The sequence below is a fragment of the Ruegeria sp. ABV3_008 genome, from assembly GCF_056161185.1.
This window is the reverse complement of the sequence record NZ_JBSWYP010000001.1, coordinates 703,134-729,735: the sequence shown is the minus strand read 5'-3', so window position 1 is coordinate 729,735 and position 26,602 is coordinate 703,134. Positions and strand designations below refer to the sequence as shown.

Genomic DNA, 26,602 nt, shown 5'->3' with positions numbered 1-26,602 from the left:
GAAAATCTATACAGCTGGCCCTGTTGCAATGCGGATTGATCTGACCTATCGGCACAATCCCCAATGCGGGTCCCGAAAGGGAGGCGTCAGCCTTTTCCCGCCCAAGTCATAATAATGGGAGTTCTTAAATGAAAAACAGCAGCAAGCTTAGCCTCGGCGCGTTTGTGACCGCTGCAATGATGGCACCTGCCGCCTATGCGGAAGAGTTCATCACCATCGGTACAGGTGGCGTAACCGGCGTGTACTATCCCACCGGTGGTGCGATCTGCCGTCTGGTCAACAAAGGCCGCAAGGAACACGGCGTGCGCTGCTCGGTCGAATCGACCGGCGGCTCGGTCTACAACATCAACACCATCCGCGAGGGTGAGCTGGAGTTTGGTGTGGCCCAGTCCGACTGGCAATACCACGCATATAACGGCACATCGAAATTCGAAGAGGCCGGCCCCTTCGAAAATCTGCGCGCCGTATTCTCGGTACACCCCGAGCCCTTCACCGTTGTGGCCCGCGCCGATTCCGGCATCGCCAGCTTTGAAGACCTCAAAGGTAAGCGCGTCAACATCGGTAATCCCGGTTCCGGTCAGCGTGGCACCATGGACGTTGTTCTGGAAGCCATGGGCTGGACTCTGGATGACTTCGAACTGGCATCCGAGCTGAAAGCGGCCGAGCAGTCGGCAGCTCTGTGCGACAACCAGATCGACGCGATGATCTACACTGTTGGTCACCCGTCGGGTTCGATCCAGGAAGCGACCACCGCATGTGATTCCGTTCTGGTGAACGTCACTGGCGACGCGATTGACGGCCTGATCGACGGCAACTCGTACTACCGTACTGCGACCATTCCGGGTGGCATGTATCGTGGCTCGGACGGTGACACCACCACCTTTGGTGTTGGCGCAACCTTCGTGACTTCGGCAGATGTGTCGGAAGATGCTGTGTATGCAGTTGTCAGCTCGGTCTTCGAGAACTTCGACGACTTCAAAAAGCTCCACCCTGCATTTGCAAACCTGAAGCCCGAAGAGATGATCGCGGACGGCCTGTCGGCTCCGCTGCACCCGGGTGCTGAAAAGTACTACAAAGAAAAAGGCTGGGTTCAGTAAACCAGACCTGAAGCAGGGTGCCCAAGGGCGCCCTGCAACCCAAGCCCGGATCGAACGGGCAAAAATAAGGCCAAAAAGGCCACATGACGGGGAGACATTTATATGAGTTCCGACACGCAATCCAACCGACCGCTATCCGAAGAAGAGCTACAGGAGCTTGTTGCCTCCTCCGATGCCGGCGGTCGAAACCCGGTCGGTAGTGTCGGGATCTTTCTGGCGATTGTCGCCGCGCTTTGGTCGGTGTTTCAGGTCGTTTTGGCCTCTCCCGTATCAAACATCGTTTTGCCGGGTAGCGTGGTCAACAACTCGCGCCAGATCCACCTGGCCTTTGCCATGTTTTTGGCTTTTGCGGCCTATCCGGCGCTGAAATCCAGCCCTCGGAACTATATCCCCGTGCAGGACTGGATCATGGGCCTGCTGGGCGCGTTTGTGGCGCTCTATGGGTATTTCTTCTACGACAAGATCGTGAATGCGGGCGGTCTGGCGGACGACACCGATAAATGGGTCGCGCTGTGTGGGTTGCTGTTACTGTTCGAGGCCGCGCGTCGTGCGCTAGGCCCGGCCATGGCGATTATTGCGACGATCTTCTTGGCCTATGTCTTCTTCGGTTCGTCCGAATGGGTACCTGAGGTGATCCGCTGGAAAGGCGCGAGCCTGAAAAAAGCCATGAGCCACATGTGGATTACGTCCGAAGGCGTGTTCGGCATCGCGCTTGGAGTCTCGACGAAATTCGTCTTCCTGTTCGTGCTGTTCGGCGCCTTGCTCGACAAGGCCGGGGCAGGGAATTACTTTATCAAGATGGCCTTTGGCGCCCTTGGCCACCTGCGCGGTGGCCCGGCCAAGGCGGCTGTTGTGGGGTCTGCGGCGACCGGTCTGATCTCGGGCTCGTCGATTGCAAACGTTGTGACCACTGGTACATTCACCATTCCGCTCATGAAGCGCGTCGGCTTCTCTAGCGAACAGGCGGGCTCGGTCGAGGTTGCCTCATCCGTGAACGGCCAGATCATGCCACCCGTCATGGGGGCCGCGGCCTTCCTGATGGTGGAATATGTGGGCATTTCTTACGTTGAGGTCATCACTCATGCCTTCCTGCCGGCGGCGATCTCTTACATCGCGCTGGTCTATATCGTGCATCTGGAAGCCGTGAAACGGAACATGCCGACGCTGGGCAACCGTGAGGTTCACCTCGCACGGACCGTGGTCGGGATGCTGTCCTTCTTCATCGTCTTTGCTGGCCTGTGCTTTGGCTCGCAATACCCGGTCGAAGCGGTCACCAGCATGGTGCCAACCGCCGCTGGCATGGTGCTGAGCCTGATCGTCTGCGCAGTCTATGTGGCGCTGCTGTATCTGGCTGCGCAGGTCCCTGACCTTGAGCCGGATGATCCAAATGCCAAAGAGGTGGAACTGCCCGTCATCGCAGACATCTACAAGGCGGGTCTGCACTATTTGCTGCCGATCATCGTGCTGGTCTACTTCCTGATGATCGAACAGAAATCACCCGGTCTGTCCGCCTTCTGGGCAACGGCGCTGCTGTTCGTGATCCTGCTGACGCAGAAGCCGCTCAAGGCGATGTTCCGGGGCGAGAGCGAGGTCTACAACCGCTTCATCGACGGAGTTGCGGATCTGTGGCAAGGCCTGATCGACGGCGCTCGCAACATGATCGGGATCGCCTTGGCCACGGCCACGGCGGGCGTGATCGTTGGCACCGTGACGCTGACCGGTGTGGGCCAGGTGATGGCCGATCTGGTCGAGTTCCTGTCGGGCGGCAACCTGATCCTGATGCTGGTGATGGTTGGTATCCTCAGCCTGATCCTGGGTATGGGCCTGCCGACCACAGCGAACTACATCGTCGTCAGCTCACTGATGGCAGGCGTTGTGGTCGAACTGGGCGCGCAAAGCGGGCTGATCGTTCCGCTGATCGCGGTTCACCTGTTCGTATTCTACTTCGGGATCATGGCGGACGTGACGCCTCCGGTCGGGTTGGCAAGCTTTGCTGCCGCGGCCGTGTCCGGTGGTGATGCGATCCGCACTGGCTTCACGGCCTTCTTCTACAGCCTGCGGACCGTTGCGCTGCCGTTTGTGTTCATCTTCAACACAGACCTGCTGCTGATCGACGTGACTTGGGTCGAAGGGATCACCGTCGCCATATTCGCTACGATTGCGATTTTGGTCTTCACTGCGGGTACTATGGGTTATTTCCTAACTCATAACCGCATCTATGAAAGCATCGCTCTGATCGCGGTGGCCTTTGCGCTGTTCCGGCCAGACTTCTTCATGGACCGGATCTCGCCACCCTTTAGCTCGGTCGAGCCAGCCGCCTTCGTGGAAACGATCGGAGAAACGCCTCCGGGCACCGAGGTCCGCGTTGTTGTCAGTGGTCCTGACTTCGACACGCTTGAGATGACGGACACTACCGTTGTCGTGACTGTCGGCGACGAAGAGGGCGGAGCCGCGCGCGTTGACGCCATGGGCCTGCTGCTGTTGGAAGAGGACGGACTGGTCAAGCTCGAAGAGCCTCTGTTCGGGTCGCCCGTCGCGGATGAGTTGGGCATTTTCGACTATTACGGCGATGACGCGGTGCGTCTGAGCTCGGTCAGCCTGCCGTCCGGTCAGCCTCCGAAACAGCTGATCTATATTCCGGCGATGCTCTTGTTGGGCCTGATCGCCTTCCTGCAACGCGGCCGGGCCGCCAGACAAGAAGAGGTGGCGGCATGACACAATCGGTTCTCTGCGCCGTAGATATCAGTAACGGTGAACTTGACAGCCCTGTGCTGAAGAAAGCGGCTGCCTTGGCAGATTTGGACAGTGCGCAACTGGATGTGGTGACCGTCCTGCCGGACTACGGCGAAAGCTGGGTCTCGGGGTTCTTCGAGGCTGACCACCACGAGAAAGCGTTGGAACAGGCGCAGGCTCAGTTGACCGAGCTGTGCGTGGCGACCTTGGGCGCTGCGCGTAATGCCTCCGTCCGACATGTCGTCGCCACCGGGACCGCCTATCAGGAGATCCTGAAAACAGCGGAAAATGCGGGGTCCGATTTGATCGTAATCGGGGCGCACAAGCCGGACCTGAAAGACTATCTTCTGGGGCCGAATGCCGCTCGCGTGGTGCGGCACGCAAATGTCTCGGTCTACGTTGTGCGGTAAAACGTTTCGAGTTTACGTTGAATCGCTTGTTCGCTGCCTTTCCCTTCGGTCTCTCACACATCGCGGTCGCGATGTGTTGCCGACAGTCGCTCATTCGAGCGACGAGAGGCGAACGCGAAAAGCGATGCAGGGGAGTTTCAACAAAAACTCGAAACGCTATAGATCAGTAGCCGGTCATCTCCAGATAGCCGCGCCCGGCGTGGCTGCCTGAGACGGTGACCGGGCCTTCCCAATACTCAAATCGCGTTCCCATCCATGCATCGGGGAGCAAGGCTGCAACCTCAACATCCAAGTCATATTCTGGCAGTGCGACGTTCCAGAATATCGGCACGTCGCGCCCGGCAACCGACGCGGTTTCAAGCGGCGTGAAGGAGGCCGACCCATCGGGCAACGCCCGCGTGGTGCCATCGGCATTGATCCAAGTGGCCGCCGTAAAGTCCTGACGATCGCCGCGAAGGCGAAATGCCATCAGCTTCTCGCCGGTGTCAAAGCTGAGCGAGAACCAATCCCACCCACTTTGATCCTCGGCCAGCGGTTGCGAGGACCACTCGCGATCCAACCACGCCTGACCGGTGACCGTGACGTCCCGATCCGGCAGGTGCAATGTGCCTTCCACAGCGTAGAACGGTTGCGAGTAGTAGTAGCTTGCCTGTCCGTCGGCAGATTTTATGGAGTAGCCAGCGTCCCCGTGAAAGACCAACGGCCCTTGGGCATTCAGCGAAAGGTCATAGCCGAAATCCGCGCCATGGGCCGTCAGGGACAGAGTATCAAAGTCAGGTCCACTCATCCGCCATTCGTCAATCCACGCCGCAAACGGTTCGGCGACGACACCGGCCTGACCCACGCCGCCGCGTGACAGGCGTTCCGCAAAGAAGTGGCGTTCAGGCGTGGTGACTGCTGCGTGTCCCATCCAGATCTGAGGGCTTTGCCAGCCTTCGGTTGCAAAGGGTTTCAGGGCTGATCGGAACAAGGTCCATTGAATGCCATAGTCTTTCCCGTCATCGCCCTTCAGGTTGGCCGTCAAATACCACCATTCGATCCGATACGCGGGATGAGGGCCGTGATCTGCGGGGAATTCGAACGTGTAGCCGCGCTGAGGGACTTCGAATCCTTCGGCGGAACCGCCAAGCCCTGCATACCCCTGAGCCAATGCGCCAAAGGGGAAGAGAAGCAGCACCGCAATCAAAAAGGCCTTAGCGTTCATTGGCAAATACTCTCAGCAAGTCAGCGGGTGGCAGACGCAGCAGACGCAGGGCGGGCAGGGCGGCCGCGGCCAGCGCGGCACCGAGGGTCAGCAGGAAGAGAACAAGCCAGTCCCATGGGAAGACATACATGGGCAGCCGCCAACCGAAGGCCTCGACATTGATTACGGCCAGCAGCACCCAGGCGAGGATCAGACCGAGTGGCAGCGCAAGGCAAGCCGTCATCGCGGCCAGAATGGCACTGCGCGACAGCTCCAGCCGTGCCAGTTGCGCGCGGTCTAGCCCAAGCGCCCAAACAGGAGCAATCTGGGGCAGTCGCTGCGTCCAGAGCGTCAGGAGGCTGGTGAGGATGGCAAACCCGGCAACCCCAAGCGTTAGGACATTTAGTGCCGAAGTTACCACAAAGGTCTTCTCGAAAATCGCGCGGGATTGGGCCTTCATCGCGGCTTGTTGAACAACGGCCTGAGGCGCAAGACCGAACCGCTCGCGTAGGGTCTGCGCCAACTCGGTTGCGCGGTTTGGGTCGAGACGAATGCCGAACCGGCGCGCCTCTTGCCCCGGTGCGATCAGGTCCAGTTGCGCCATCGAAACGATCGCCTGTCCGGTCGGGTTGCCATAGTCCGAGTAAACCCCTGCGACTGGCATTTGGTGGTTTGGGCCAAGGCGCAGCACGTCACCGGGCCAAAGGTCGGCGCGTCGCGCAAGCTGTTCGTTTATCAAAACCGCAGCACCCGACATGACCCGATCCCAACTATCATCTGCGCGCGCGATCAGTGGCCAAAACTGGCGGTAGGTCGGGTCATCGACCACGCCATACAGGAACAACGGCCCGGTTTCATGCGCCAGTTCCACGTTGCGGATGGGGAGGATGGCTGTGACTTGCGGCTCTAGCCACTGGGTGATCTCGCGCCCTTGTTGGTCGCTTTCGGCGGTCAGGTAAAGCTCGGAGGTCAATCGCTGATCCAGCCAACCTACAAAGGTGAGGCGGAAGCTGGAGACCATAGTTCCTACGCCGATATTCGCCGCCAAGGCCAGCAACAGCGCCATCAGGGCGAGCGACAGACCGGGCAGTTGCGCGCGCATGTCGGCCCAGACCCATTGCGCAACCGGGCCGTTGGCGCGACGGGCGCAGAGGTTTAGCGCTACAGACAGGCTAATCGGCAACAGCAAGGCCGCCCCCGTCAACAGGCCCGCCAATAGTGCGAAACCGCCGAGGAGGCCTCCGACCGTGGTGTAAGCGAGGCCCCCGAAGACAAGCAGCGCCAAGCCGCAGTAGGCCGCTAGCCGTTGGCCTTGCCCGCTTCCGCGCCAGGCCTGCACGCCCGGGCCAGCCAATAACGGCATTCGTGACAGGCGCCAAAGGGCTTGTGCGCTCGCGATCAGAGTGCCTCCGAGCGCCATTCCTAATCCGGCCAACGCCCATGCGGGTTGGAGGGTCAATTGCCCGGTCACAGGTGCGCCGTAGAGGCCGCGCAATGTGGCGGCCACATCTGGTAAAAGCGCTCCGGCGAGGAAGAAGCCTAGGATCAAGCCGATGATGCCTCCGATCAGGGCCAGCAGGGTCAGCTCAGCCAGGATCAACCAGACCAGCCGCCGCATCGAGACACCAAGCGCCCGCAACGTTCGGATCATGCCGCGACGCTGTGCAAAGGCCAGACCAACCGTGCCGTTCACGATGAACAGCCCCACGGCAAAGGACAGCATTCCAAACGCGGTCAGGTTCAGGTGGAAACTGTCGGTCAGCTGCGCGGTATCGACTTGTGACGCGGGGCTGACCCGCTCCAACTCTGGCGCGATTTCGGACAGTGGAGGGACCGAGCGAGGTTGGTTCGGCAGAACCACAAGGCGAGAGATTTGGCCGGGCGCGCCGAGCAAGGTTTCGGCGACTCCAATGTCGGTCAGGATGACATCGGGTGGAAGCTCGGTCGTGATCAGGACCGGCGGCAGATCGTCTTGTGCCTGCAATAGGGTGGCCAACTCAGCCGAGGCCAGCAAGCGGCCCGGGGCCGTCAGGATATCAGCGGGATCCGTTTCGGCCTCAGCCTCGGTGATCGCAGGCAGGGCTGGATAGGCGACCATGTCGACGCCTAACACGCGCAGCGTTCGGCCGTGGATGCGATAGGGCCCCTCGAGCACCGCTGCGACCTGCCACCCAGCGCGGCGCAGGTCGGCATAGCGGCTCAACGGTATCACCCCGGAAGAGTCGCGCAGCTCATCAAACTGGCCGAGGGCAAGCTGCGCATTGGCACGGGCGTAGCTGGCGCGGGCCTCGGCGTTGATCGCCTGAACGGCCGACCAAAGCCCGGTTGCCAGCGCGATCCCAATCAGCAGCGTTGCAAGCTGCAACCAATGGCTTCGCCAATGCGATAACAGCGCTTGTATTATGGCACCCGTCATTGAATACGCCCGCCCGCCAAGTGAACTCTGCGATCTAGTTGGCCTGCGATATCTTGCGAATGGGTTACCAACAGCAGCGCGGCACCTGTTTCGGCCACGAGGGACAGCATCAGATCCAGAACGGCCGCACTGGCGGTTTCATCCAGATTGCCCGTCGGCTCATCCGCGAGCAGCAGCTTCGGCCTCACGGCCATCGCGCGCCCGATGGCGACGCGTTGTTGCTGACCGCCGGACAGTCGCTCAGGGAAGCGGGACAGAAGATCGCTCAGGCCAAGGCGATCTGCCAGATGCGCCTCCCACTCTGGTTCGTGGCTCCCGGCCAGCCGCGCGTGGAAGGAGAGGTTCTGGGCAACCGACAACGACGGGATCAGGTTGAATTGTTGAAACACCAGCGAGACGTGTTTCCGTCGTAGCCCGGCGCGCCCGGCATCATCCAGATGTGACAGAGCAATACCGTCCAGCGTGATCTCTCCGGCGTCGAAATGATCCAGCGCGGCCGAGAGGTTCAGCAAGGTGGATTTGCCGCTGCCGCTTTCACCGGTCAGCGCCAAGGTTTGGCCGTGGTCCAGCGACAGCGAGACATCCTGCAATACAGGCCGTCCACCGGGATAGGTCTTGTGAACATGTTCAATCGACAACAGCATGATCCGCCTCGCTTTTCGTCCTAGATGTGCAACTGTTTGACCCGCTGTCCAGTGCCGACTGGGTCTTGATACCTGACATCGGCCTGTGCCCTTGTGCTTGCGGGCGGCAAAGGTCATGCTGAGACGACCTTACCGCAGCTTGATTCAGGACGTAAAAACATGACCTTGCTACATCAGATTGTCTGGGGAAGCACGTTTCTGGGCCTTTGTTTTCTGGTCGAAATCCTGCTTTTGACATGGTGTACCGTGGTGATCATGAAGATGGAAACCAATCTGGAAAAGAGAGGCGTGTTTATGGGCACGGCGATGCCGATTGCGGTGGCTCTCGTTTTCATTGTCGCGATCCACACCATTCAGGTTTGGATTTGGGCGATCGTCTGGGTGTTGCTCGACGTTCTGCCGGATTGGAACACCGCGATTTACTTTTCCTTGGTGACCTTCACGACCCTGGGCTACGGCGACATTGTTCTGGGTGAGGCACTTCGGATTTTCGGGTCTTTCGCTTCCGTGGCGGGGCTGTTGGCCTTTGGCCTGTCGACCGCATACATGGTTGCCATGATGACGCGCGTATTTCAGGACCGAATTTTCTCTTAGAGGATAGGTGCAAAGAGCCGCGCCAGAGGGGCGCCAAAGCGGATATGGGCTGGTTGCTGGGGCATGGATCGCGTTAGCTCGTAGCAGTTCTCGAAATCGGCTGACAGCATCTGACTGACGGCTTCCGCCGCGCGTGGGTCGAAAAACAGCGCCATCGCCTCAAAATTCAGCCGGAATGAGCGGTTGTCCAGATTTGTCGTTCCAACCGCAGCCAGGGCATCGTCGACCACAAACGCCTTTTGATGCATGAAGCCGTCAGTGTAGCGGAACACGCGCACGCCACAGTCTCGAATCTCATCGAAATAGGCGAAGGCAGCCAGCCAGGGCAGGCGGTGGTCGATCACGTCTGGTAGCAAAATACGGACATCGACGCCGCGCATGGCCGCGTGCTGCAAGGCGGTCATGATGTCTATATCCGGCACGAAATAGGGCGAGGCGATCCATAGCCTTTCCTTGGCCTCTGCGATCGCAGCAAAGAACAGCATGGCACCGGTTTCGGTGTCATCTCCCGGCCCGGTTGCCACCAATAGGGCGTTCATGTCCTGCTCGGCCTCGCTTCCTGCCCAATCAAGGTGGTCAATCAGATCCTCATCGCGCGCCCAGTGCCAGTCTTCGCAGAAAATCAGCTGTAGCTGCCGCACGATGTGGCCGGTCATCTTCAGGTGGGTATCTCGCCAATGGCCGAAACGCTCGCTTTGGCCCAGATACTCGACCCCTACATTGTGGCCGCCGATGAATCCGGTTTCGCCATCAATGATTACCGTTTTGCGGTGATTGCGATAGTTCAGCTGAAACCGGAAGTTCGGGCCACGTTGTTCTTTGGGGTCGGCAACATCTATCCCAGCATCGCGCATCGTTTCGAGATACGTGGGAGGAAGGCCGTAGCTGCCGACGGCATCTGTCATGAACCGAACGTGTACGCCGCGCTTGGCTGCGGCGATCAGCTTTTTCTGCAGCTTTTGCCCAAGTGTATCATCCCGGACGATGTAGAACTGGATCAGGATGTAGTTTTTAGCGGCATCAATCGCCTTGAAAATCGAATCAAACGTGGCCTGCCCATCGACCAGCAACTCAGCCCCGTTCCCGCGTGAGACGGGCAGGTGGGCCAGAACCTCAAACGGACGTGGGTTGAGTGTCATAGTCGAGGGATCGGGTTTCGAATAGTCGGCAAAGGTCTTGATGCCCTCGACGACACGCTCGCTTTCCTGCCGCGCGATGCGGTAGCCGCGAAAGCGGTGGTGGCCTAGAAACAAATACATCGGTACCGCAAAGAAGGGGGCCGAGATCAGGAAGACCACCCAGCCCACTGCCCCCTGAGGGGTACGCGCGGTTTGCGCCGCGCGTAGCGAGAACACGCCTGCTGTCACGTAGAGACAAAAAACGAGGGCAGAAACAAGCAATGTCCACATAGGGTTGAGGGCCTCCGGCGCAGGTTAGTTAGCGCCAGTGTAGATGCGAGACCAGTCCTGCGCCATATCCACAATGACCCAGCCCATGTCGGGGCCTTTATCCAACCCATCAACCAAGCGCCCAATTGGGCTTTCGCGGTCATAGGCCCATTCCCGTTCCGCATCCGTGTGGTGGACAAGGACCCCAAGACGCGGACCATCACCGGCCGTGGTCCACTCCATCATGGCGAAGTCGCCGTCCGAGTTACCCCCGGCCAGAATGGGCCGCTTGCCGAGTGTGCGTTCGATGTTGATCGGCTTGCCCTCCTTGTCGTCGATAAAGGCGATGCCCGGTTCCTTGACGATGGTTGGAACACCATCGACCTGCGCATAGCTGGTGGTGCCATAAGTGCCGAGGATTTGCTCGGACGGAATGCCATAGGCCTGTTCGGCAAAGACCCGCATGAAATGAAGACCGCCGCCTGAGACGATGTAGGTCGTAAATCCCTCATCACGCAGATAGCGCAACAACTCGACCATTGGTTGGTAGGTCATCTGATCAAAGGCTAAACCGGTATCGGGGTGCTGCGTATTGTCCAGCCAATCGGCTACCGCGGTCTGAAACGCCTCGACGCTGACGCCGGAATGCGAGGCGTTGACGACCTCGATCAACGCGTCGTGACCGCCTTCTAGGATGGTAGCAAGATCACCCTCTGCGGCAGCTTTCAAGGTCGGAGTGGCCAGGATGCCTGGGTCCTGCTCAGCCAACTCGGCCAGCCGATCCATAGCAAAGATGAACTGGAAATAGACTGGCTGTTCTGCCCAAAGCGTGCCGTCATTGTCAAAGACCGCGACCCGGTCCGCAGGGGTGACATAATCCGGACCGTCAGGGTCGGTCACGGCCTCGACAAACTCTACAATCGCCGCCTTCGATTCACTTTGCGTCCAACTGGGCAGAGGGTCCGCCAACAGTGAAAAAGGGGCGACGGACAAAAGGGCGCTTAGAACAGCGTGTTTCATGAAATTCTCGGTGGTTTTTTGAATGGAAAAGGGCCGCCCCAACACGGGCGGCCCGGTTTATTTGCACGCCGATCTTAGTTGTTGGTCGGCGTTGTCAGCTTCTCCATCACCTGATCAAGGTTGAAGCTTGCCGCTTTCTGACGCGGTGGGAATTCTTCAAACGTGCTCAGGAACGTACCGACATATTGCTGGGCGGGCACCAGGAAATAGGCCCGATCCAACAGCCAGTCATAGTAGGTGTTCGAGGTCCGATAGGCGCGCTCATACGGGTCACGGCGCAGGTTGATGATCAACGGGATGCGCAGCTCGGTCCAGGGTTCGATCCAGGCGCGCAGGGTTGCCCATGCTTTTTGCTCCAGGAAGATCAGCTTCCAGTCCTCAAAACGGAGCGCTGTCAGGTCGCCATCATCCGAGAAGTAGAAGATCTCTTTCCGGGGGCTTTCGGTAGACTCACCGGTCAGCAAGGGCAGGATATTGTAGCCATCCAGATGCACCTTGTAGTCCCGGCCCATACCAGACGAGCTATAGCCCGCTTTCAGCTTTTCCTTGATGTCCGGATCGCCGGCAACTGCAAGGTAGGTGGGCAGCCAGTCCATATGGTGGACGATCTCGTTGGTGACAGAACCGGCCTCAATCTGGCCCGGCCAGCGCACCATCGAGGGCACACGCCATCCGCCTTCCCAGTTGGTATTCTTCTCACCCCAGAAAGGCGTCGCGGCGGCATCCGGCCACGTGTTCATGTGCGGGCCGTTGTCGGTGGAGTAGTGAACGATCGTGTTGTCGGCGATGCCAAGCTCGTCCAGCAAATCCAGCAGTTGCCCGACATGCATGTCATGTTCGATCATGCCTGCGGTGTACTCATCGGCCACACGACCCGAGATTTCGTTGGCTTTGGTGCGCATCTCGTCCTTGACGTGGGTCCGGAAGTGCATGCGGGTCCCGTTCCACCAGACATAGAAGGGCTGACCCTGCTCATGCGCTCGGGTGATGAAATCGATGGCGGCGGCCACGGTCTCATCGTCTACGGTTTCCATGCGCTTGCGGGTCAGAGGGCCGGTGTCCTCGATCGTGCCATCTGATTTGGATTTGATCACGCCACGCGGGCCGTACGCCTCGCGGAAGGTGCGGCCATCGGCCAACACGCGATCACCGGGATAGTCTTCGTTTTCCGGCTCTTCTTCGGCGTTCAGGTGGTAAAGATTGCCAAAAAATTCATCAAATCCGTGGTTTGTCGGCAGATGCTCATCTTTGTCACCAAGGTGGTTCTTGCCGAACTGACCGGTCACATAGCCGTGGTCTTTCAACAGGCCAGGAATCGTCGGATCCTCGACCTGCATTCCCAGATCAGCACCGGGAAGGCCGACCTTGGACAGACCGGTCCGGAACACGGACTGACCCATGATGTAGGAGGACCGGCCCGCAGTACAGGACTGCTCACCGTAATAGTCGGTGAAGATCATGCCTTCTTTGGCGACGCGGTCGATATTGGGCGTCTGATATCCCATCAAGCCCATCGTGTAGGCCGAGATATTCGACTGACCAATGTCATCGCCCCATATCACAAGAATATTGGGCTTTTGATCTTGCGCCCAAGCCGGCAGGGCAAGGGCAACGGCGACGGTCGCAACGGCGACCCTGCGCACTGCACTGCGCCAATTGTTAGCAATCATTCGTGGAGGTGACATGTAGTACTCCTCAGTAAACGGGAATTAATGGCCCGGTAATTCTATCGTTAATGGCAGCGGCCGACTTAAGGAAAAGACCGCGAGCAAGGTGTTGATTGTCGGACAAAAAACTATCTATTGGTCCGAGAATCGAACAGAACTAGATTAGGCTATGAAACGTATCGAAAACTTATCATATGATCGCTTTGAAAGATACTAATGTTTGATGTTGATGAGGATATCCGAACGCTGACCCAGTCGGATTGGTTTGGCGCGCGCGGCCACAAATTTCAGAGCGATCTTATGACCTGCGCCGTGCGAAAAACCTTTGATGCGGGGGAAACGCTTTATCTCTACGGCGATGAGGCAAATGGAATTCACGCGGTTCTCAGCGGCGCCGTGCAAATCACCGCACCGGCTGATGACGGGCAGGAATTTGTCGTTCATCGCGATGGACGTGGATTTTGGGTTGGTGATTTGGCGCTGTTCGCCGAAGCGCGACGCCTCATTAGTGTGATGGCGACCCAGAAAACCCGGGCCTTGTTCTTTCCCACCTCTCGGGTCGAGAGGCTGGTTCAGGACAACCCGGAATACATACGCGATTTCTACGCATTGACGCGCGAGAACATGAAAACATCCCTGCGCATCATGGCCAATCTGGCCGTCACGGGCACCGAGAAACGCCTTGTTTTGCGTCTGTTGCATCTGGACGAGGGTGCTGCGAAAGCCGACGGATGGATCATCGTATCGCAAGAGGAGCTGGCCGCGATGGTCGCGGTTTCTCAGCCGACCTTGCATCGCAACCTGCATCGTCTGGTGGATCTGGGTCTGGTCGAGCTCGGCTATGGGCGCCTGCGCTTGATCGACCGCAGCAAACTGATTGCCAATTGCCAGAGTTGATCTAGGGGTTGAGCGGCGGCAAAGCATCCTTGTCGCGCGCTGCCGCGTCTCGCAGGGAGGTTAGGCTTTGCAAGGCGGAACTCCAGTCTTCCGATTGATCGCAACCGGAGTAACGAGCAGCACCGATACGGATCAGGCAGTCCTCCAGCTTTTCTGCATTTTTGGAGTTCCCGCCACGCGATCTCCAAAGCTCCAACGCGGTATAAGTCGCATTTAAATCATGCGCTTGTACTGCGGTCTTCAAAGCGTCAGACGCATATCTCCGCGACGCCAGATACCGACCACGGCGTGCCTCTCTCAAATCGCGGATGCGTGGGGAAAGAAAACGCCACAAAGCACCAGTAGCGAAAAGGGCGATTGCGGCGAAGGCAACGATTTTCAGAATTTCGTCCAGACTGGGCGGCTGCCATTTCGGCGGCGCAAGCGTCAGGTCCGTCGCGGGAACCGAGGCGGTTTCGATCTGGTTGGTCTGCAGGTTGAACCAGTCGATGGAAACCTCGGGCAACTGCGCGTCACCTTCTTGCTGCGCGATATACACGACCTCTTCCTGACGTTGGCCGGACAATACGCCTCGGTCCTCGGTTTCTGAAATCCGAGGTTCTTTGGGATAGGCGCGCAACAGCGGGCTTTGCTGTTGCGGTGTCAGAACCGGGATCAACAGCGGCGTTGTGCCAGAGATACGCGCAGTCAATTCGCGCGTGATGGCGTCACCAGCCTGCATGTCAGTTGGGCCTTCGAGTTTCTGCTCGAGGGTAAACCCGGTTGCGATGATCAACGGATCAAGGCCTTCGGCTCCACCAGGTATTTCGGCTGTGATCTTGACCGGAGGCAGGTCGACTGTGGCTTGAACCGGAGCACTTGTGGCGGGATCGGCATAGGTCACCGCAACCGTCTGCGCATCGAAGGTGATGTCGCCAGCGACCAACGGATACACACGGTAGCTGCGTTGAACGCCCGACCATGTCTCTCCGTTCATGGTCTCGCTGACCGGCCCCGAGGCCCGTTCGGGCAGGCGCACTAAGAGGTTTTGTTGCTCTAGAGAAGGAAATTCCGGCGGTTGCGGCATGAAGGTCGGCACCAGAACCTTGATCCGAACAATCGCTGGCTGGCCGACGATGACGGGCTCCTGCGGGGCCTCCACGGTGATCAGCGGGGCACTTGTTTCGTTGCCTTGTGCGAAGACAGAAACGGGGAAGAGGAGAATGAAGAGGAGCGCGTATCTCATTCCGTTCGCTCCTGATTTTCCAACAGGAAGCGATTGCGCAAGAAATCCTGCATGTCAGTATCAATGGTGCTGATCCATTGCTCCGCATTCAGCGTTTGCGGTCCGTCCTTGGGTGCTTGGACCGTGGTTTCGCTACCGCGCGCGTCGTCATTGTCGAACACAGTATCGTCCGCGCCGATGCCAGCTTCTTCGCCTGTGTCCGACTGTTCCCGGGTCGTTTCGACATAGTCCAAGATGGCCTTGGAGACCTCAAGGTTATGTTGCGCCTCTGGCCAATCCGGGCGACGTTCCAGAGCGGTTTCGAAGGCCGCGATTGCCGGGCGGTATTCGCGATTTCGGATGCGCGCCATACCTTCGGCAAAAGCAGCCTCGGCCGTGTTCAAACCAGCGAAAATCTCAGAGGCCTGTTCATACTGTCCGTCTTTGAGATAGGCATAGCCCTTGTGATACCGGTCCTCAAACAACGCGGCCGCGTCTCCAAACCGCTTCTGGTTCATCGCAATTTGCCCCTGCTGATCCGGTGTCAGGAACCAATCCCGCCATCCTTCGGCGCGCGCGCCCGAGGGCGGCAGGACGAACAACGCCAAAAGTGCCCAACGGATCACCCAACCCTTTCGGAACCACAAAAGCGACAGCAGCGCAGCGGGCCAGGCCAGCAGCCAACCTTTGTCTTGCCAGTCCAGCCGATCGTCATCGTCCAGCGCTGCGGTATAAGCCGACTGAATTTGGCGTTGCAGCCGAGAGATATCCCGGTCGTCATCCGTGAACGCAACAGTCGAAGCGCCTTGGACATTTCCCAACTGCGCAATCCGGTCGCTATCGGGCAGCACGGTCAGGAAGAAAAGGTCATGAGTTGAGTTGCTTAGAGCGGGAACCTGCGACGGGTCGAGATCGTCCAAAACAAACAAAACTGCGCCCGGGCTCTCGCTTTCGTCCAGAATGGATTGTGCTAGCGCCAGGGCATCAGCGGCGGCATCACCCTGTTTGGGCATCACGGCCGGGGTCAGCCCCTCAAGCAGTGGGCGCAGAATGTTGGCATCTTCTGTCAGAGGCGCGACGCGGTGAGGGGTACCGGCATAGGCGATCAGGGCGGTGCGTGCCCCGGCGCGTTCGGTGATCAGGTCGGCGATTTTGAACTTGGCCCGGTCCAGGCGCGACGGCGCAAGATCGGTGGTCTCCATACTTTCGTTGACTTTAAGAGCGATCACCAGCGGCGCAGTATCCGCGATCAGCGGATTGGGTGCGCGCGACCACGTCGGCCCCGCCGCCGCGAAGGTGATGAGCGTGGCGATGATCATGGCAACGTCTATGGGATGAATTCGACGGTTCTCCTCCGCGCCCAATTGCAGAGCGGCAGCAAGATGTGGCGCGATCCCTGCAGTCTGAGCCGATTGACGGGAAGGCTTGGGTCTGATCCTCCACCACAGGAACGTCATGGGGATGAGGAGCAACAGGTAATACACTCGAATAAAATGGAAATCCGTTAGGTCCATTTTCAGCTCACTCCCTTTTTTCGGTGGGAGATATGGAACCCGGCTGTGCTGACAAGTATGGTCATCAGCGCCAGCAGCAAAGGAATATGTGACAAGCTTTGACGGGGTCGATAGCTTTGGGTTTCAACAGTTCGTGGGTTCAACTCATCAATGCGCGCGTAGGTCTGCGCCAAAGCCGTTGTATCGTCGGCAAAGAAATACTCTCCGCCCGTCCGGTCGGCTATGTCTTGCAGGGCCTGCAGGTCGACGCGATCTTCGCCAGAGGCGTTCGGGTCTCCGACGCCAACCGTATAGATGACCACGTTTTTCTCGGCAGCAATGGCTGAGGCGTTTACCGGCGTCATGCGGCTTGACGTATCGGCCCCATCGCTGAGAGCGATCATCAGGCGCTGGTCAACCTCGCTTGACTCGAACGTGCGTATTCCAAGGCCAATAGCATCGCCAAGCGCCGTGTTTGGACCAGCCATGCCGACTTGCGTTTGATCCAAGAACCCATTCAAACTATTGAGGTCTTCGGTGAACGGGGCTTGAATGAATGCGCGGGTCCCAAAGATGATCAGGGCCATCCGGTCGCCATCTCGTTCGGCAATAAACTGCTTTAGAACGCCTTTAACGGCATCCAGTCGTTGCATCGGCGCGCCAGAGTCAGTCTGAAAGTCGCGCTGATCCATCGAGCCTGAGATATCCAAGGCAAGAACAACATCGCGGGCGGATTTTTCGATCACAATTGGCTCGCCCAAACGCTCCGGTCTAGCGAGGGCCAGAACCAGCAGCGCCCAGATAATGATGATACTGGCTGTTTGCAGTCTGGCGCGGTTTCGGATCACGGAGCCAGATTTGGGCTCAACACCAGCAGCTTGCGCGACGCGGCGAAAGAAGGGAATACGGACGGAGGCCGTCTTCTCACGCCGAGGTGGGGCAAGGAAATACACCGCTGCGGGCAATGGCAGCAAGAGGAAGACCCAGGGCACGGCGAAGGATAACATCATGCGCTCCGATACGGTTTGTGAGACTTGACCCAATGCCGGGCCATTTGCCTGAGGTCTTCGTTCGAAGGTGTTGTCTTGTATGGCGCTTCGGTCAGTGCATGGCTTAACTCTTGGTTTAATGACGGCATATCAGAGGATTGGTTCAGAAACGTGATCCACTTTTCACCGTACAGACCTGCGACCTGATCCCGAGGATATGCAGCCAAAGCCGTCCGCCGAAGCACCTCGGCGATCTTTGCTGAAGGGATGTCTGGCACCGACAACTCTGCCAGAGCAGCCCGTCGATAAGCGTTGGCGCGTCTGTGTTTGCGAATTACCGAGACCGCGGCGAACAAGACGATCAACAGCACGATTGCCAAAGCAGCCCATCCCCATGTCTGAGGCGTCATTGAAATAGGCGAAGGCTCGGGTGCGGGTTCGAGCATGTTCAGTAAGTCGACAAGAGATTTCCCGGTGGTGTCGATGCTCATCGTCGTGCTCCGCCATGTCCGAACAAGCGCAGCAACTGGTCCAGCGCCGGTTCCGAGGTCGTCAAGGGAACCACAGGGAACCCGTATCGGCGCGACCATTTGTGGAGCTGCTCAAGGCGGTCCTCCATGGAGGCGCGGATTTTCGCGGAAAGCTCGGGATCGGAGCTGTCGATTTCGATCTGCGTGTCCCCGTCAGAGACGGTCAATTTAAGGTCCGGCGCCAAGCTGCGCGATGTCGGATCGGCGACGTTGAACACAATCAGATCGTTCGACGCCGCAAGACGGCGGAGCAGGGCTTCCGACCGGTCATCCAGCCCGTCGCAGTCCGAGAATAAACAGATCAAGCCGCTAGTTTGGCAGACGCGCGCGGCTTCGGTCAGCATATCGTTTAAGGATACGGTTGGTTCTGGCGTCAGGCCCGCATGCAGGGCGGAGTTGGCTGCCTCTATGGAAGACAACAATCGCGTCAGGGCGATCGCGCGGCGCTGAGGGCGATGTTCGGCCACGCTGGTGTCGCTGAAGACGAGGCCGCCTACACGGTCTCCCTGGCCCAATACGCGATGCGCTGCAATCGCTGCGGCCTCGGCGGCGATGACGGATTTCATGTAGGCGACGGTCCCAAAGAACATCGAAACACGCTGATCGACCAGCAACAGGGCCGGGCGGTCGCGCTCTTCGGTGTAGACCCTAATATGGGGGTCTCCGGTGCGGGCGGTAACCTTCCAGTCGATGGTCCGGATGTCGTCACCGGGCAGATAGCCGCGCAGTTCTTCAAAGTTCAGGCCACGTCCGCGCAGTTGCGAAGCATGGCGGCCATTCAGGATCGACCGCGCAGGTTGACGGGGCAACAGGCTGAGCGCTCGGGCGCGGGGGCCAAGACGCACAAGCTGGTCGGCATCCACATGGATGCGCGGGTCTTTGGAATATGGCGCAGTCTGACTCATGCGGCCGGTATCCTTAAGCGTCAGAGCAATGCAACCAAACGCAACAGCTCGGCGATCACGTCATCCGCGGATTTGCCGGATCCTTGCGCCTCGAAGCTGAGGGTTACGCGATGGCGCAGCACGTCATGGGCGATGGCCCGGATATCTGCGGGATCGACATAATCGCGTTCGTTCATCCACGCATGCGTGCGCCCGCATTTGTCCAACGCAAGTGAGGCGCGGGGGCTGGCGCCGATCTCGATCCAACTGGCCAATTCGGGGCTGAGTGCCTCGGGCGTGCGGGTGGCCTGCACGATATCAGCCATATAGCGATCCATTGCTTCTGAGACGTGGATCTGTCCGATCTCGGAACGAGCGTCAAAGATAGCATCCTGCGGGATCGCTGACGGACGTTCTTTGGGTGCATCTTTGCCTGCGGCGATGTCCTCACCGCGCACCAGACGGATGACCTCAACCTCATCCTCGACCGGAGGGTAGGTGATCTGCACATGCATGAGGAACCGGTCCATCTGCGCCTCGGGCAGAGGGTAGGTGCCCTCTTGCTCAATCGGGTTCTGAGTGGCCATGACGATGAACAGCGGTTCCATCTTGTGGGTTGTGCCGGAAACGGTGACCTGACGTTCCTCCATCGCCTCAAGCAGAGCGGCCTGCACCTTGGCAGGTGCACGGTTGATTTCGTCGGCGAGGACGATGTTGGCGAAGATGGGGCCGGGTTCGAATTTGAATTCGCTGCCTTTGTCCGTCTGTTGATAAATCTCGGTCCCTGTCACGTCCGAGGGCAGCAGGTCCGGCGTAAACTGAATGCGGCTGAACTGAGCATCCATGTTCTTGGCCATGGCCTTGACCGCGCGCGTTTTTGCCAGACCCGGTAGCCCTTCGATCAGCAGGTTGCCGTTGGCCAGAAGACCGATCAACAGGCGATCAATCACCTCAGTCTGCCCAATGATCGACTGCGCCATGCGGGATCTGAGATCCATGATCTGATTAAGTGCGCTCATATAAATATCCCGTTGCGGCCCGAAAGGCAGGCCGTGCAGCCCAATGTCTGCAATGACCCGGAATCGGGATTTTCAAGTAATGAGAACATGTTATCAGCGCGACACCACGCAGACCAACAGGAATTCTGACTTCCTTATATTTGATTGTTTTTGCGAGGCGGCGAAACTAGCGAGAAACCGCGCCGTTGCTGTCATCCCCAAGCCTGCCATCTAGAGACATCAGGATCGCAACAGGCCTCAGCGCGGGGATATGGCTGAAGACGATCAGGATACAGACGGTTAGGGGGACGCTCAGGAAGGCTCCGATCAGGCCCCAAACGGTGGTCCAGAACATCAGGGCAAGGATGACCAGAAAAGTCGACATGTTCAGCGATCGGCCCAGCAACGCCGGGTCGAGGAAATTGCCGATCAGGAACTGGATGGTGCCGCAGCCCAGAACCACCACCAGAAACGGAGCGATGCTTTCGAATTGTACCAGGGCGATCATCGCGGGGAAGATGACGGCAATGATCGACCCGATCGAAGGGATGAAGTTAAGCGCAAAGGTCAGCACCGCCCATGTCTCGGCATATTCAAGGCCCAGCACGCGAAAGATGCTGTAGCTTATGCCCGCCGTGATCAGGCTGATCAGGGTTTTGACCCCGACATAGCGTTGCAGACTAAATGAGATCGCATCCAGCATGGCCGCGAATTCTCGACCGGTTTGCGGGTTGCCGGCCGCCATCTGGATTTTCTTTCGAAACGCTAAACGCTCGGCCATCAGAAACGCAACATAGAGGCTGATCAGGAAGAACTGGTTCAGCAGCGAGGTCGCGCTGCCCAGAAGGATGCGGGCGACATAGGACATGTCGATGCTGACCAGATTGTCCCGGATAAAACGCGTCACGTCGCTGCCGACTAATCCGGCGACGCGATTCACGGCATTGTCGAATTGCTCCTCATAGGTGCCGACGGTGCGGGCGAACTGGGTGGCCTGACTTCCGAGGATATACATAATCATGAACAAGCCAGCCAGAACGACGGTGACACCAGCTATGTTGGCGAGCCAAACGGGGACACGCGTCAGGGCGGCGATCCGGTCGCTCAGCGCGATGATCAGCACGTTGACCAGCAGAGCCATGGTCAACGGGATCAGGAATGCGGCTCCGGCGTATAATCCCAAAACCACAAGGGTTGCGACAATACAGGTGTCACGCACCACAGGCAGTGTGGCGCGGGGGACTTCCTTGGTGGTGTTCGGGTCCAGAGGCATGTGCAAACCAGTTTGGCAAAAGGTGCTTGGTACGATCCTGCACAGGGCAAAGAGTTTATGCAATGCGCTCAATTATTTATATGATTGATTTTCCGCTTGGGTGGCTTCTACCCGTAGGGTGCGCAGGGTAGAGTTCCCTATGTCTAGTGCTGCGAATCCCATATCAAGCCGTTTGATAAAGGCGCTTTTCCTGGCCGTTCGGCGCTTTGGCGAGAAGAACGGCTTTGTCATGAGCAGCCATGTCGCCATGTCAATGATGATGGCGCTATTTCCCTTTGTTCTGTTCACCGTGGCGCTGGCGGGCGCCTTGTCTCAAGGCTATGTGAACGACGAATTGATCGAGCTGATTTTCGGAGCGTGGCCACAGGATGTGGCTGAACCGATCGTCTCCGAGCTGCGAGCGGTGTTGCAAAGCTCCAGCTCAGGCGTAATTACCATCGGTGGTCTGCTGGCGGTCTATTTCGCCTCGAACGGGGTGGCTGCGGTGCGGGCGGCGATGAATCAGGCCTATCACGATCAGGACAGCTGGCCGTTCTGGAAAACGCGGCTGCTGTGCATTGGCCTGGTCATCCTAGGCGGCACCGCGATCCTTATCATCGCCGCGGTCGAGGTTGTCTTGCCCGTCTACACGCAGCTCGTGTCCGAGCATACGGATGTGGATGTCTCGAACTGGTTGTCGGTGGACCGTCTGCGCTGGACTTTCACGATTGCGGTTCCGGCGGGTACGATCCTGCTGGCGCATATGATCCTGCCGACCGGTCGCCATCGGGTGACGCAGATCTTGCCCGGCGTTGTTCTGACACTCGTTCTGCTGGGGGCAGGAGGGTGGGGGTTTTCCATCTATATAGGCCAGTTCGCCAGCTACAGCGCCACCTATGCCGGGTTGGCGGGGGCCATGGCGGCGTTGATTTTCCTGTATCTGTGCGCGGCGATCCTGATCCTGGGTGCCGAGTATAACGGCGCCCTGATGGATTTGCAGCGCGACCAAGAAAGCGCTTCGGCATGAGGTGGGTTTTGCTCTTTGTTGTATTGGCCGGGGCCGCCAATGCGCAGTCCTATGTCGGTTCGGATCAATGCACTGATTGTCACGTGGAGGAGGCCGAGGCCTGGGCCAACTCTCACCACGCGCTGGCCTGGACCGAGGTCGGGGCAGGGAAGATGGTTGCCGATTTTGATGGCACCAGCTTTGAGCATGACGGGATGTCGGTTCTGTTCGACCATAGTGGAGGGGTCCCAACTGCTCAGGTCACCGAAAAAGACGGTGTGATGACCGAATATGACGTCCACTCGGTCGTCGGCATTGAACCCTTGCAGCAATACCTGTTCGAAACCGATCCTGGCCGGCTACAGAGCTTTGACGTGGTCTGGGACACCGAAAACAAGCGCTGGTATCACCTTTACCCGGATCAGAATTTGCCCCCGGATGACGGGCTGCACTGGACCGGGCCCTACAAGAACTGGAACGCCCGGTGCGCCGAATGCCACGCAACCGGCTTTGAAAAGAACTACGACGCGCAAACCCGCAGCTACCAGTCTCGCCAGGCTGAGATCGGTGTCGGGTGTGAGGCCTGCCACGGCCCCGGTTCGGCGCATATCGACTGGGTCAATGGCCGTATATTGCCCGAAGGGGTAGGTGAGGCCGGCTTCGCGATGTCATGGGGCAAAGGCCAGACCGAGGCACAAATTCAGCAATGCGCAGGGTGCCATTCCCGTCGCGAGGCGCATGAGCAGGGCAACCCTCTGCCCGGAACGCCCTATCACGACGCCTACAATCTTGCGCTTCTGCGACCGGGGGCCTATCACCCCGACGGTCAGATTCTGGATGAGGTCTATGTTTACGGGTCCTTCCTGCAGTCCAAAATGTATGCGCAGGGCGTGGGCTGCATGAACTGCCACGAACCCCATAGCGCGACGCTGATGGCCGATGGCAATGGGGTCTGCACGCAATGCCATTCTCCGGCGGGCAATCCGGATTTCCCAACTCTGGCCCGCAAGGACTATGACACCCCTGATCATCACCACCACCCCGAAGACAGCGCAGGTGCGCAATGCAAGACCTGCCACATGATCGAGCGTGTCTATATGGGCGTCGACGGTCGGCGGGATCACAGTTTCCGTGTGCCGCGCCCTGATCTGAGGCTTGGGCAGGATGCCTGCACCGATTGCCACACCGACAAAGACCAGCCATGGGCTGCGGCGCAAATCGAGGGCTGGTTTCCAGACTCAACCCATCGAGGCCCGCATTTCGGTTCGGTCTTCGCTCCGGCAATGGCGGGGCAGGCGGACAGTCCGGAAGGGCTACTGGCGATTGCCAACGATCCGTCTCAGGCCGGGATCGTGCGCGCGACAGCGGCGTATCTCCTTCAGCCCTTCGGCTCGCGTCAGGTGGCCGACGCCACGGCTGAGTTGCTGACGGATGCCGACCCGCTGGTTAGGGCCAACGCTGTGACGTTGCAACGCCAGGCCTCTCCGCGCGATCAGGTGCAGCGATTGGAGCCGCTGCTCTCGGACCCGCTGCGCAACGTTCGGATTTCAGCTGCGAAAGAAGTCCTGACAATCCCGCCCGAGGCGATGACCGAGGAACAGCGGGTTTTGGCAGGGCAGGCCACTGCCGAGTGGCAAGGGGCAATCGCAAACCGTCTGGATTTTCCTGAAACCCATATGGTGCTGGGCGGAATGGCACTGACCTTTCGCAACGCACCAGCTGCCGAGCGCGCCTTTCGCGAGGTTGTGACCCTCGACCCACAACGCGTTGAAGCCTGGCCGATGCTGGTGCAGCTGGCACAGATCAATCGCGGGCCGCAGGCCGCCCGTGAGGTCGTGCAGGAGGGCTTGCAGCGCATTCCCAATGATCCGAACCTGCAAGAACTGTCCCGGCAACTCGGGCCATAAGAACGGCCCTTGCGCGCCCGTTTCGCGCCATCATCCCGGCAGATTTCACACGTAGACCTGTGTCTGAGGGTGTCAGGCCAACGGGTCGTAAAAGGTGTCACATGTCGGAACATGTTTTGAAACATCCTGCCTCACGGGGCAGGCAGGTCTCATTGGATCAACGGATCGAGGAACTTCGGAACCGCAAGCCGGTTGACCTGAATCATGGTGAGGGGCTGATGCTGCAAGGCATCGCCGCCGCGTCGCTGCGAGAACAGCGGTTGGCTGGTCAGATCGTACTTGAGGACTAGGCGCCGCCTCGGAATCCGGTCGCAACCACGAACTTCTCGGAACTGTCCGAACGCGATGCAGGCGGTTTGACGTTTGCCACTTTTTCGAACTTCTGCTTGAGCAGCTTTTGCAAATCGCCCTCGGCGCCACCGGCAAGAACCTTGGCCACAAAAGTGCCGCCCTCTTCCAAAACATCAAAGGCAAAGTAAGCGGCGGTTTCGCACAGGGCCATGATCCGCAAATGGTCGGTCTGCTTGTGACCCGAGGACGCGGCGGCCATGTCAGACATCACAACGTCAGCCTTGCCGCCCAGCCACTCTTTGACCTTGAGGTCCGCGTCATCTTCCATGAAATCCAGCACGTGGGCCGTGGCGCCTGCAACCGGTTCAACCTCTTGCAGGTCAACACCCAGAACGGTGCCAATGCGTTTACCGCTTTTCTCGCCCAGTGCATTCACACGCTTGACGGCGACCTGCAGCCAGCCACCGGGCGCACAGCCCAGATCAACGACGCGCGCACCGGGAACCAGAAAGCGGAATTTGTCGTCCAGTTCCAGGATCTTGAACGCAGCGCGCCCACGATAGCCTTCGGCATTCGCGCGCTTGACATAGGGGTCGTTCAACTGCCGCTCGAGCCACCGGGTCGAGCTGAGCTTGCGCCCACGCGCCGTCTTCACCTTAACCTTCAGGTCACGCTGTCCACGGCCTGAGGTGTTTTTTCCACTCGGTGTCTTCGCCATCAGAACGGTCCGTCTTCCAATACGCCGTCCGCGCTCATCTGCGCATAAAGCAACCCTTCACGCAGCCCCCGGTCCGCCACGGAAAGGCGGTCGGTAGGCCAGCAACGCAAAAGGGCCTGCAAAATGGCCGAGCCGGACATGATCAGGGCCTGCCGGTCATCCCCAATCCGAGGGTCCCGGCGTCGCCCGTGAGGGCCGAGTTCTAAATACCCGCGTATGACTTTGTCAATCTGATCGCTGGTCATACGCAAACCGTCCACCTTGGTCCGGTCATAGCGCTTCAGGCCCAGATGCGAGGCGGCTACGGTTGTCACCGTGCCGCTGGTGCCGACGATCTGAAAACCCGCTCGGGTCTGCTCGTCCTTGTAAGGGGCGAAATCAGCAAGGTTTTCTTCAAAAAACCAGCTCATCAACGCAAACCGGGCCGAGTCGTCCTCAACGTCATGAAACTGGTCGCGCAAGGTTGCAACGCCCAGTGGGACACTGATCCAGTCCACGACCTTGGCGGCCGGGAAGGGGCTGTCGGCGGTGTGAAACCCGTTATGCAGACGCATGATTGCAGCTGGCCGATCGCGGCGCGGCACAGACGAGATGTCGATCCACACCAGCTCGGTCGAGCCGCCGCCGATATCGACGACCAGCAACTGCTCGGTCTTGGTCGACACCAGTGGCGCGCAGGAGATAACGGCCAGGCGGGCCTCTTCCTCGGGCTGGATGATCTCAAGGTTCAGGCCGGTTTCACGCAGTACCTGCCGGATGAAATCGCGTGAGTTCTTGGCGCGCCGACAGGCCTCGGTTGCGACCAAACGCATCCGTTTGACCTTGTTGCGCTTCAGTTTCTGCTGACAGATTCGCAGCGCCTGAACGGTGCGCGACATGGATGCCCGGGACAGCCGTCCCGTGCGTTCCAAACCCGCGCCCAACTGCACGGATTTGGAGAAACTATCGACCACATGGAACCCGCTCCCCTTGGGTTGGGCTATCAACATGCGGCAGCTATTTGTCCCCAGATCCAACGCCGCATAGAGTGCATCTGGATCGGGTCTTGCCGGCGCGGGGCTTTCGACCGCCTTCGGGAACGCGCCCGCACCTTTGGGACGCTTGGGCGCCATTCGTAACGCCCTCCGATTTTCGAGTTAAGTTGACCCTAGGCGGGGTCTCGCCGACGCGCAAGTGATTTCAATTTTGAATTTAACGTGAGTGTCACACAGCGTTCATACTGAAATGCAATTCCCGTGCCGATCCCCATTTCGGGATTCTCTACAAGCTTACAGCCAGATA

The 26,602-nt window shown here is 58.9% G+C and carries 23 protein-coding genes; 8 read left to right on the top strand and 15 right to left on the bottom strand.

Annotated elements, in window-relative coordinates; genetic code table 11:
- Positions 1-128: 128 nt before the first annotated feature.
- From ACXAH8_RS03645 to ACXAH8_RS03635, 3 genes are all read left to right on the top strand, one after another.
- Positions 129-1,097, top strand: coding sequence for a TAXI family TRAP transporter solute-binding subunit (locus tag ACXAH8_RS03645; protein ID WP_170373646.1), 969 nt, complete (start codon positions 129-131; stop codon positions 1,095-1,097).
- Positions 1,098-1,199: 102 nt separating this feature from the next.
- A complete protein-coding gene (locus ACXAH8_RS03640; RefSeq protein ID WP_475216109.1) occupies positions 1,200-3,812 on the top strand; it encodes a TRAP transporter permease in 2,613 nt (870 codons plus the stop codon).
- On the top strand, positions 3,809-4,240 hold the full coding sequence (locus ACXAH8_RS03635) for a universal stress protein (RefSeq protein WP_475216107.1): 432 nt from the start codon (positions 3,809-3,811) through the stop codon (positions 4,238-4,240). The genes ACXAH8_RS03640 and ACXAH8_RS03635 overlap by 4 nt, the downstream gene beginning before the upstream one ends.
- Positions 4,241-4,403: 163 nt before the next feature.
- Here ACXAH8_RS03635 and ACXAH8_RS03630 read toward each other — a convergent pair whose 3' ends face one another.
- From ACXAH8_RS03630 to ACXAH8_RS03620, 3 genes are read right to left on the bottom strand one after another with little or no spacing between them, the layout of a single operon-like run.
- Complete coding sequence (locus ACXAH8_RS03630; RefSeq protein WP_475216105.1) at positions 4,404-5,444, bottom strand: lipocalin-like domain-containing protein; 1,041 nt, start codon at positions 5,442-5,444, stop codon at positions 4,404-4,406.
- On the bottom strand, positions 5,434-7,839 hold the full coding sequence (locus ACXAH8_RS03625; protein ID WP_475216103.1) for an FtsX-like permease family protein: 2,406 nt from the start codon (positions 7,837-7,839) through the stop codon (positions 5,434-5,436). Before ACXAH8_RS03625 ends, ACXAH8_RS03630 begins: the two co-directional genes overlap by 11 nt.
- Complete coding sequence (locus tag ACXAH8_RS03620; RefSeq protein ID WP_475216101.1) at positions 7,836-8,483, bottom strand: ABC transporter ATP-binding protein; 648 nt, start codon at positions 8,481-8,483, stop codon at positions 7,836-7,838. Before ACXAH8_RS03620 ends, ACXAH8_RS03625 begins: the two co-directional genes overlap by 4 nt.
- A gap of 159 nt (positions 8,484-8,642) precedes the next feature.
- Here ACXAH8_RS03620 and ACXAH8_RS03615 point away from each other — a divergent pair, with 159 nt between their 5' ends.
- Positions 8,643-9,077, top strand: a complete 435-nt coding sequence (locus tag ACXAH8_RS03615; RefSeq protein WP_170373652.1) for a potassium channel family protein — start codon at positions 8,643-8,645, stop codon at positions 9,075-9,077.
- Here ACXAH8_RS03615 and cls read toward each other — a convergent pair.
- The 3 genes from cls to ACXAH8_RS03600 form a co-directional block, all read right to left on the bottom strand.
- Positions 9,074-10,486: a cardiolipin synthase gene (cls, locus tag ACXAH8_RS03610; protein WP_475216099.1), complete on the bottom strand. Its 1,413-nt coding sequence runs from the start codon at positions 10,484-10,486 to the stop codon at positions 9,074-9,076. The genes ACXAH8_RS03615 and cls overlap by 4 nt on opposite strands.
- 24 nt (positions 10,487-10,510) lie before the next feature.
- A complete protein-coding gene (locus ACXAH8_RS03605) occupies positions 10,511-11,485 on the bottom strand; it encodes an HAD family hydrolase (protein ID WP_475216097.1) in 975 nt (324 codons plus the stop codon).
- Between the two features lie 74 nt (positions 11,486-11,559).
- Positions 11,560-13,170: an arylsulfatase gene (locus ACXAH8_RS03600; protein WP_247748279.1), complete on the bottom strand. Its 1,611-nt coding sequence runs from the start codon at positions 13,168-13,170 to the stop codon at positions 11,560-11,562.
- Positions 13,171-13,368: 198 nt separating this feature from the next.
- On the opposite strand from ACXAH8_RS03600, the gene ACXAH8_RS03595 reads away from it, so the two are divergent.
- Complete coding sequence (locus ACXAH8_RS03595) at positions 13,369-14,049, top strand: Crp/Fnr family transcriptional regulator (RefSeq protein ID WP_170373655.1); 681 nt, start codon at positions 13,369-13,371, stop codon at positions 14,047-14,049.
- A gap of 1 nt (position 14,050) precedes the next feature.
- On the opposite strand, the gene ACXAH8_RS03590 is transcribed toward ACXAH8_RS03595, so the two are convergent.
- The 7 genes from ACXAH8_RS03590 to ACXAH8_RS03560 all read right to left on the bottom strand — a co-directional run bounded on the left by ACXAH8_RS03590 (position 14,051) and on the right by ACXAH8_RS03560 (position 21,420).
- Positions 14,051-15,274: a hypothetical protein gene (locus ACXAH8_RS03590; RefSeq protein ID WP_475216094.1), complete on the bottom strand. Its 1,224-nt coding sequence runs from the start codon at positions 15,272-15,274 to the stop codon at positions 14,051-14,053.
- Positions 15,271-16,572: a VWA domain-containing protein gene (locus ACXAH8_RS03585; RefSeq protein WP_475216092.1), complete on the bottom strand. Its 1,302-nt coding sequence runs from the start codon at positions 16,570-16,572 to the stop codon at positions 15,271-15,273. The genes ACXAH8_RS03590 and ACXAH8_RS03585 overlap by 4 nt, the downstream gene beginning before the upstream one ends.
- A gap of 197 nt (positions 16,573-16,769) precedes the next feature.
- A complete protein-coding gene (locus tag ACXAH8_RS03580) occupies positions 16,770-17,753 on the bottom strand; it encodes a vWA domain-containing protein (RefSeq protein ID WP_475216090.1) in 984 nt (327 codons plus the stop codon).
- The gene (locus tag ACXAH8_RS03575) at positions 17,753-18,226 is read right to left on the bottom strand and encodes a DUF4381 domain-containing protein (RefSeq protein ID WP_475216088.1); all 474 of its coding nucleotides are present in this window, start codon (positions 18,224-18,226) and stop codon (positions 17,753-17,755) included. Before ACXAH8_RS03575 ends, ACXAH8_RS03580 begins: the two co-directional genes overlap by 1 nt.
- Complete coding sequence (locus ACXAH8_RS03570; protein ID WP_475216086.1) at positions 18,223-19,170, bottom strand: DUF58 domain-containing protein; 948 nt, start codon at positions 19,168-19,170, stop codon at positions 18,223-18,225. Before ACXAH8_RS03570 ends, ACXAH8_RS03575 begins: the two co-directional genes overlap by 4 nt.
- A gap of 20 nt (positions 19,171-19,190) precedes the next feature.
- Positions 19,191-20,168 (bottom strand): AAA family ATPase, encoded by a 978-nt coding sequence (locus ACXAH8_RS03565; RefSeq protein ID WP_475216084.1) that lies wholly within the window; start codon positions 20,166-20,168, stop codon positions 19,191-19,193.
- Between the two features lie 166 nt (positions 20,169-20,334).
- On the bottom strand, positions 20,335-21,420 hold the full coding sequence (locus tag ACXAH8_RS03560; protein ID WP_475216082.1) for an AI-2E family transporter: 1,086 nt from the start codon (positions 21,418-21,420) through the stop codon (positions 20,335-20,337).
- Positions 21,421-21,559: 139 nt separating this feature from the next.
- Here ACXAH8_RS03560 and ACXAH8_RS03555 point away from each other — a divergent pair, with 139 nt between their 5' ends.
- From ACXAH8_RS03555 to ACXAH8_RS03545, 3 genes are all read left to right on the top strand, one after another.
- On the top strand, positions 21,560-22,426 hold the full coding sequence (locus tag ACXAH8_RS03555; RefSeq protein WP_475216080.1) for a YihY/virulence factor BrkB family protein: 867 nt from the start codon (positions 21,560-21,562) through the stop codon (positions 22,424-22,426).
- Positions 22,423-24,312 (top strand): cytochrome c3 family protein, encoded by a 1,890-nt coding sequence (locus ACXAH8_RS03550; protein WP_475216078.1) that lies wholly within the window; start codon positions 22,423-22,425, stop codon positions 24,310-24,312. Before ACXAH8_RS03555 ends, ACXAH8_RS03550 begins: the two co-directional genes overlap by 4 nt.
- Positions 24,313-24,413: 101 nt before the next feature.
- On the top strand, positions 24,414-24,602 hold the full coding sequence (locus ACXAH8_RS03545) for a hypothetical protein (RefSeq protein ID WP_475216076.1): 189 nt from the start codon (positions 24,414-24,416) through the stop codon (positions 24,600-24,602).
- Here ACXAH8_RS03545 and ACXAH8_RS03540 read toward each other — a convergent pair.
- On the bottom strand, positions 24,599-25,321 hold the full coding sequence (locus tag ACXAH8_RS03540) for an RlmE family RNA methyltransferase (protein WP_170676020.1): 723 nt from the start codon (positions 25,319-25,321) through the stop codon (positions 24,599-24,601). The two genes, ACXAH8_RS03545 and ACXAH8_RS03540, sit on opposite strands and share 4 nt — an antisense overlap.
- The gene (locus tag ACXAH8_RS03535; protein ID WP_475216074.1) at positions 25,321-26,433 is read right to left on the bottom strand and encodes a Ppx/GppA phosphatase family protein; all 1,113 of its coding nucleotides are present in this window, start codon (positions 26,431-26,433) and stop codon (positions 25,321-25,323) included. Before ACXAH8_RS03535 ends, ACXAH8_RS03540 begins: the two co-directional genes overlap by 1 nt.
- Positions 26,434-26,602: the final 169 nt, after the last annotated feature.

What these genes read in the sequence shown, in the direction of transcription:
- ACXAH8_RS03620 (WP_475216101.1), bottom strand. Translation starts at nt 8,483, where the DNA reads ATGCTGTTGTCGATTGAACATGTTCACAAGACCTATCCCGGTGGACGG.
- ACXAH8_RS03540 (WP_170676020.1), bottom strand. Translation starts at nt 25,321, where the DNA reads ATGGCGAAGACACCGAGTGGAAAAAACACCTCAGGCCGTGGACAGCGT.
- ACXAH8_RS03645 (WP_170373646.1), top strand. Translation starts at nt 129, where the DNA reads ATGAAAAACAGCAGCAAGCTTAGCCTCGGCGCGTTTGTGACCGCTGCA.
- ACXAH8_RS03565 (WP_475216084.1), bottom strand. Translation starts at nt 20,168, where the DNA reads ATGAGCGCACTTAATCAGATCATGGATCTCAGATCCCGCATGGCGCAG.
- ACXAH8_RS03635 (WP_475216107.1), top strand. Translation starts at nt 3,809, where the DNA reads ATGACACAATCGGTTCTCTGCGCCGTAGATATCAGTAACGGTGAACTT.
- ACXAH8_RS03555 (WP_475216080.1), top strand. Translation starts at nt 21,560, where the DNA reads ATGTCTAGTGCTGCGAATCCCATATCAAGCCGTTTGATAAAGGCGCTT.
- ACXAH8_RS03615 (WP_170373652.1), top strand. Translation starts at nt 8,643, where the DNA reads ATGACCTTGCTACATCAGATTGTCTGGGGAAGCACGTTTCTGGGCCTT.
- ACXAH8_RS03535 (WP_475216074.1), bottom strand. Translation starts at nt 26,433, where the DNA reads ATGGCGCCCAAGCGTCCCAAAGGTGCGGGCGCGTTCCCGAAGGCGGTC.
- ACXAH8_RS03550 (WP_475216078.1), top strand. Translation starts at nt 22,423, where the DNA reads ATGAGGTGGGTTTTGCTCTTTGTTGTATTGGCCGGGGCCGCCAATGCG.
- ACXAH8_RS03595 (WP_170373655.1), top strand. Translation starts at nt 13,369, where the DNA reads ATGTTTGATGTTGATGAGGATATCCGAACGCTGACCCAGTCGGATTGG.
- ACXAH8_RS03640 (WP_475216109.1), top strand. Translation starts at nt 1,200, where the DNA reads ATGAGTTCCGACACGCAATCCAACCGACCGCTATCCGAAGAAGAGCTA.
- ACXAH8_RS03585 (WP_475216092.1), bottom strand. Translation starts at nt 16,572, where the DNA reads ATGATCATCGCCACGCTCATCACCTTCGCGGCGGCGGGGCCGACGTGG.
- ACXAH8_RS03560 (WP_475216082.1), bottom strand. Translation starts at nt 21,420, where the DNA reads ATGCCTCTGGACCCGAACACCACCAAGGAAGTCCCCCGCGCCACACTG.
- ACXAH8_RS03625 (WP_475216103.1), bottom strand. Translation starts at nt 7,839, where the DNA reads ATGACGGGTGCCATAATACAAGCGCTGTTATCGCATTGGCGAAGCCAT.
- ACXAH8_RS03580 (WP_475216090.1), bottom strand. Translation starts at nt 17,753, where the DNA reads ATGTTATCCTTCGCCGTGCCCTGGGTCTTCCTCTTGCTGCCATTGCCC.
- cls (WP_475216099.1), bottom strand. Translation starts at nt 10,486, where the DNA reads ATGTGGACATTGCTTGTTTCTGCCCTCGTTTTTTGTCTCTACGTGACA.
- ACXAH8_RS03545 (WP_475216076.1), top strand. Translation starts at nt 24,414, where the DNA reads ATGTCGGAACATGTTTTGAAACATCCTGCCTCACGGGGCAGGCAGGTC.
- ACXAH8_RS03575 (WP_475216088.1), bottom strand. Translation starts at nt 18,226, where the DNA reads ATGAGCATCGACACCACCGGGAAATCTCTTGTCGACTTACTGAACATG.
- ACXAH8_RS03600 (WP_247748279.1), bottom strand. Translation starts at nt 13,170, where the DNA reads ATGTCACCTCCACGAATGATTGCTAACAATTGGCGCAGTGCAGTGCGC.
- ACXAH8_RS03590 (WP_475216094.1), bottom strand. Translation starts at nt 15,274, where the DNA reads ATGAGATACGCGCTCCTCTTCATTCTCCTCTTCCCCGTTTCTGTCTTC.
- ACXAH8_RS03605 (WP_475216097.1), bottom strand. Translation starts at nt 11,485, where the DNA reads ATGAAACACGCTGTTCTAAGCGCCCTTTTGTCCGTCGCCCCTTTTTCA.
- ACXAH8_RS03570 (WP_475216086.1), bottom strand. Translation starts at nt 19,170, where the DNA reads ATGAGTCAGACTGCGCCATATTCCAAAGACCCGCGCATCCATGTGGAT.
- ACXAH8_RS03630 (WP_475216105.1), bottom strand. Translation starts at nt 5,444, where the DNA reads ATGAACGCTAAGGCCTTTTTGATTGCGGTGCTGCTTCTCTTCCCCTTT.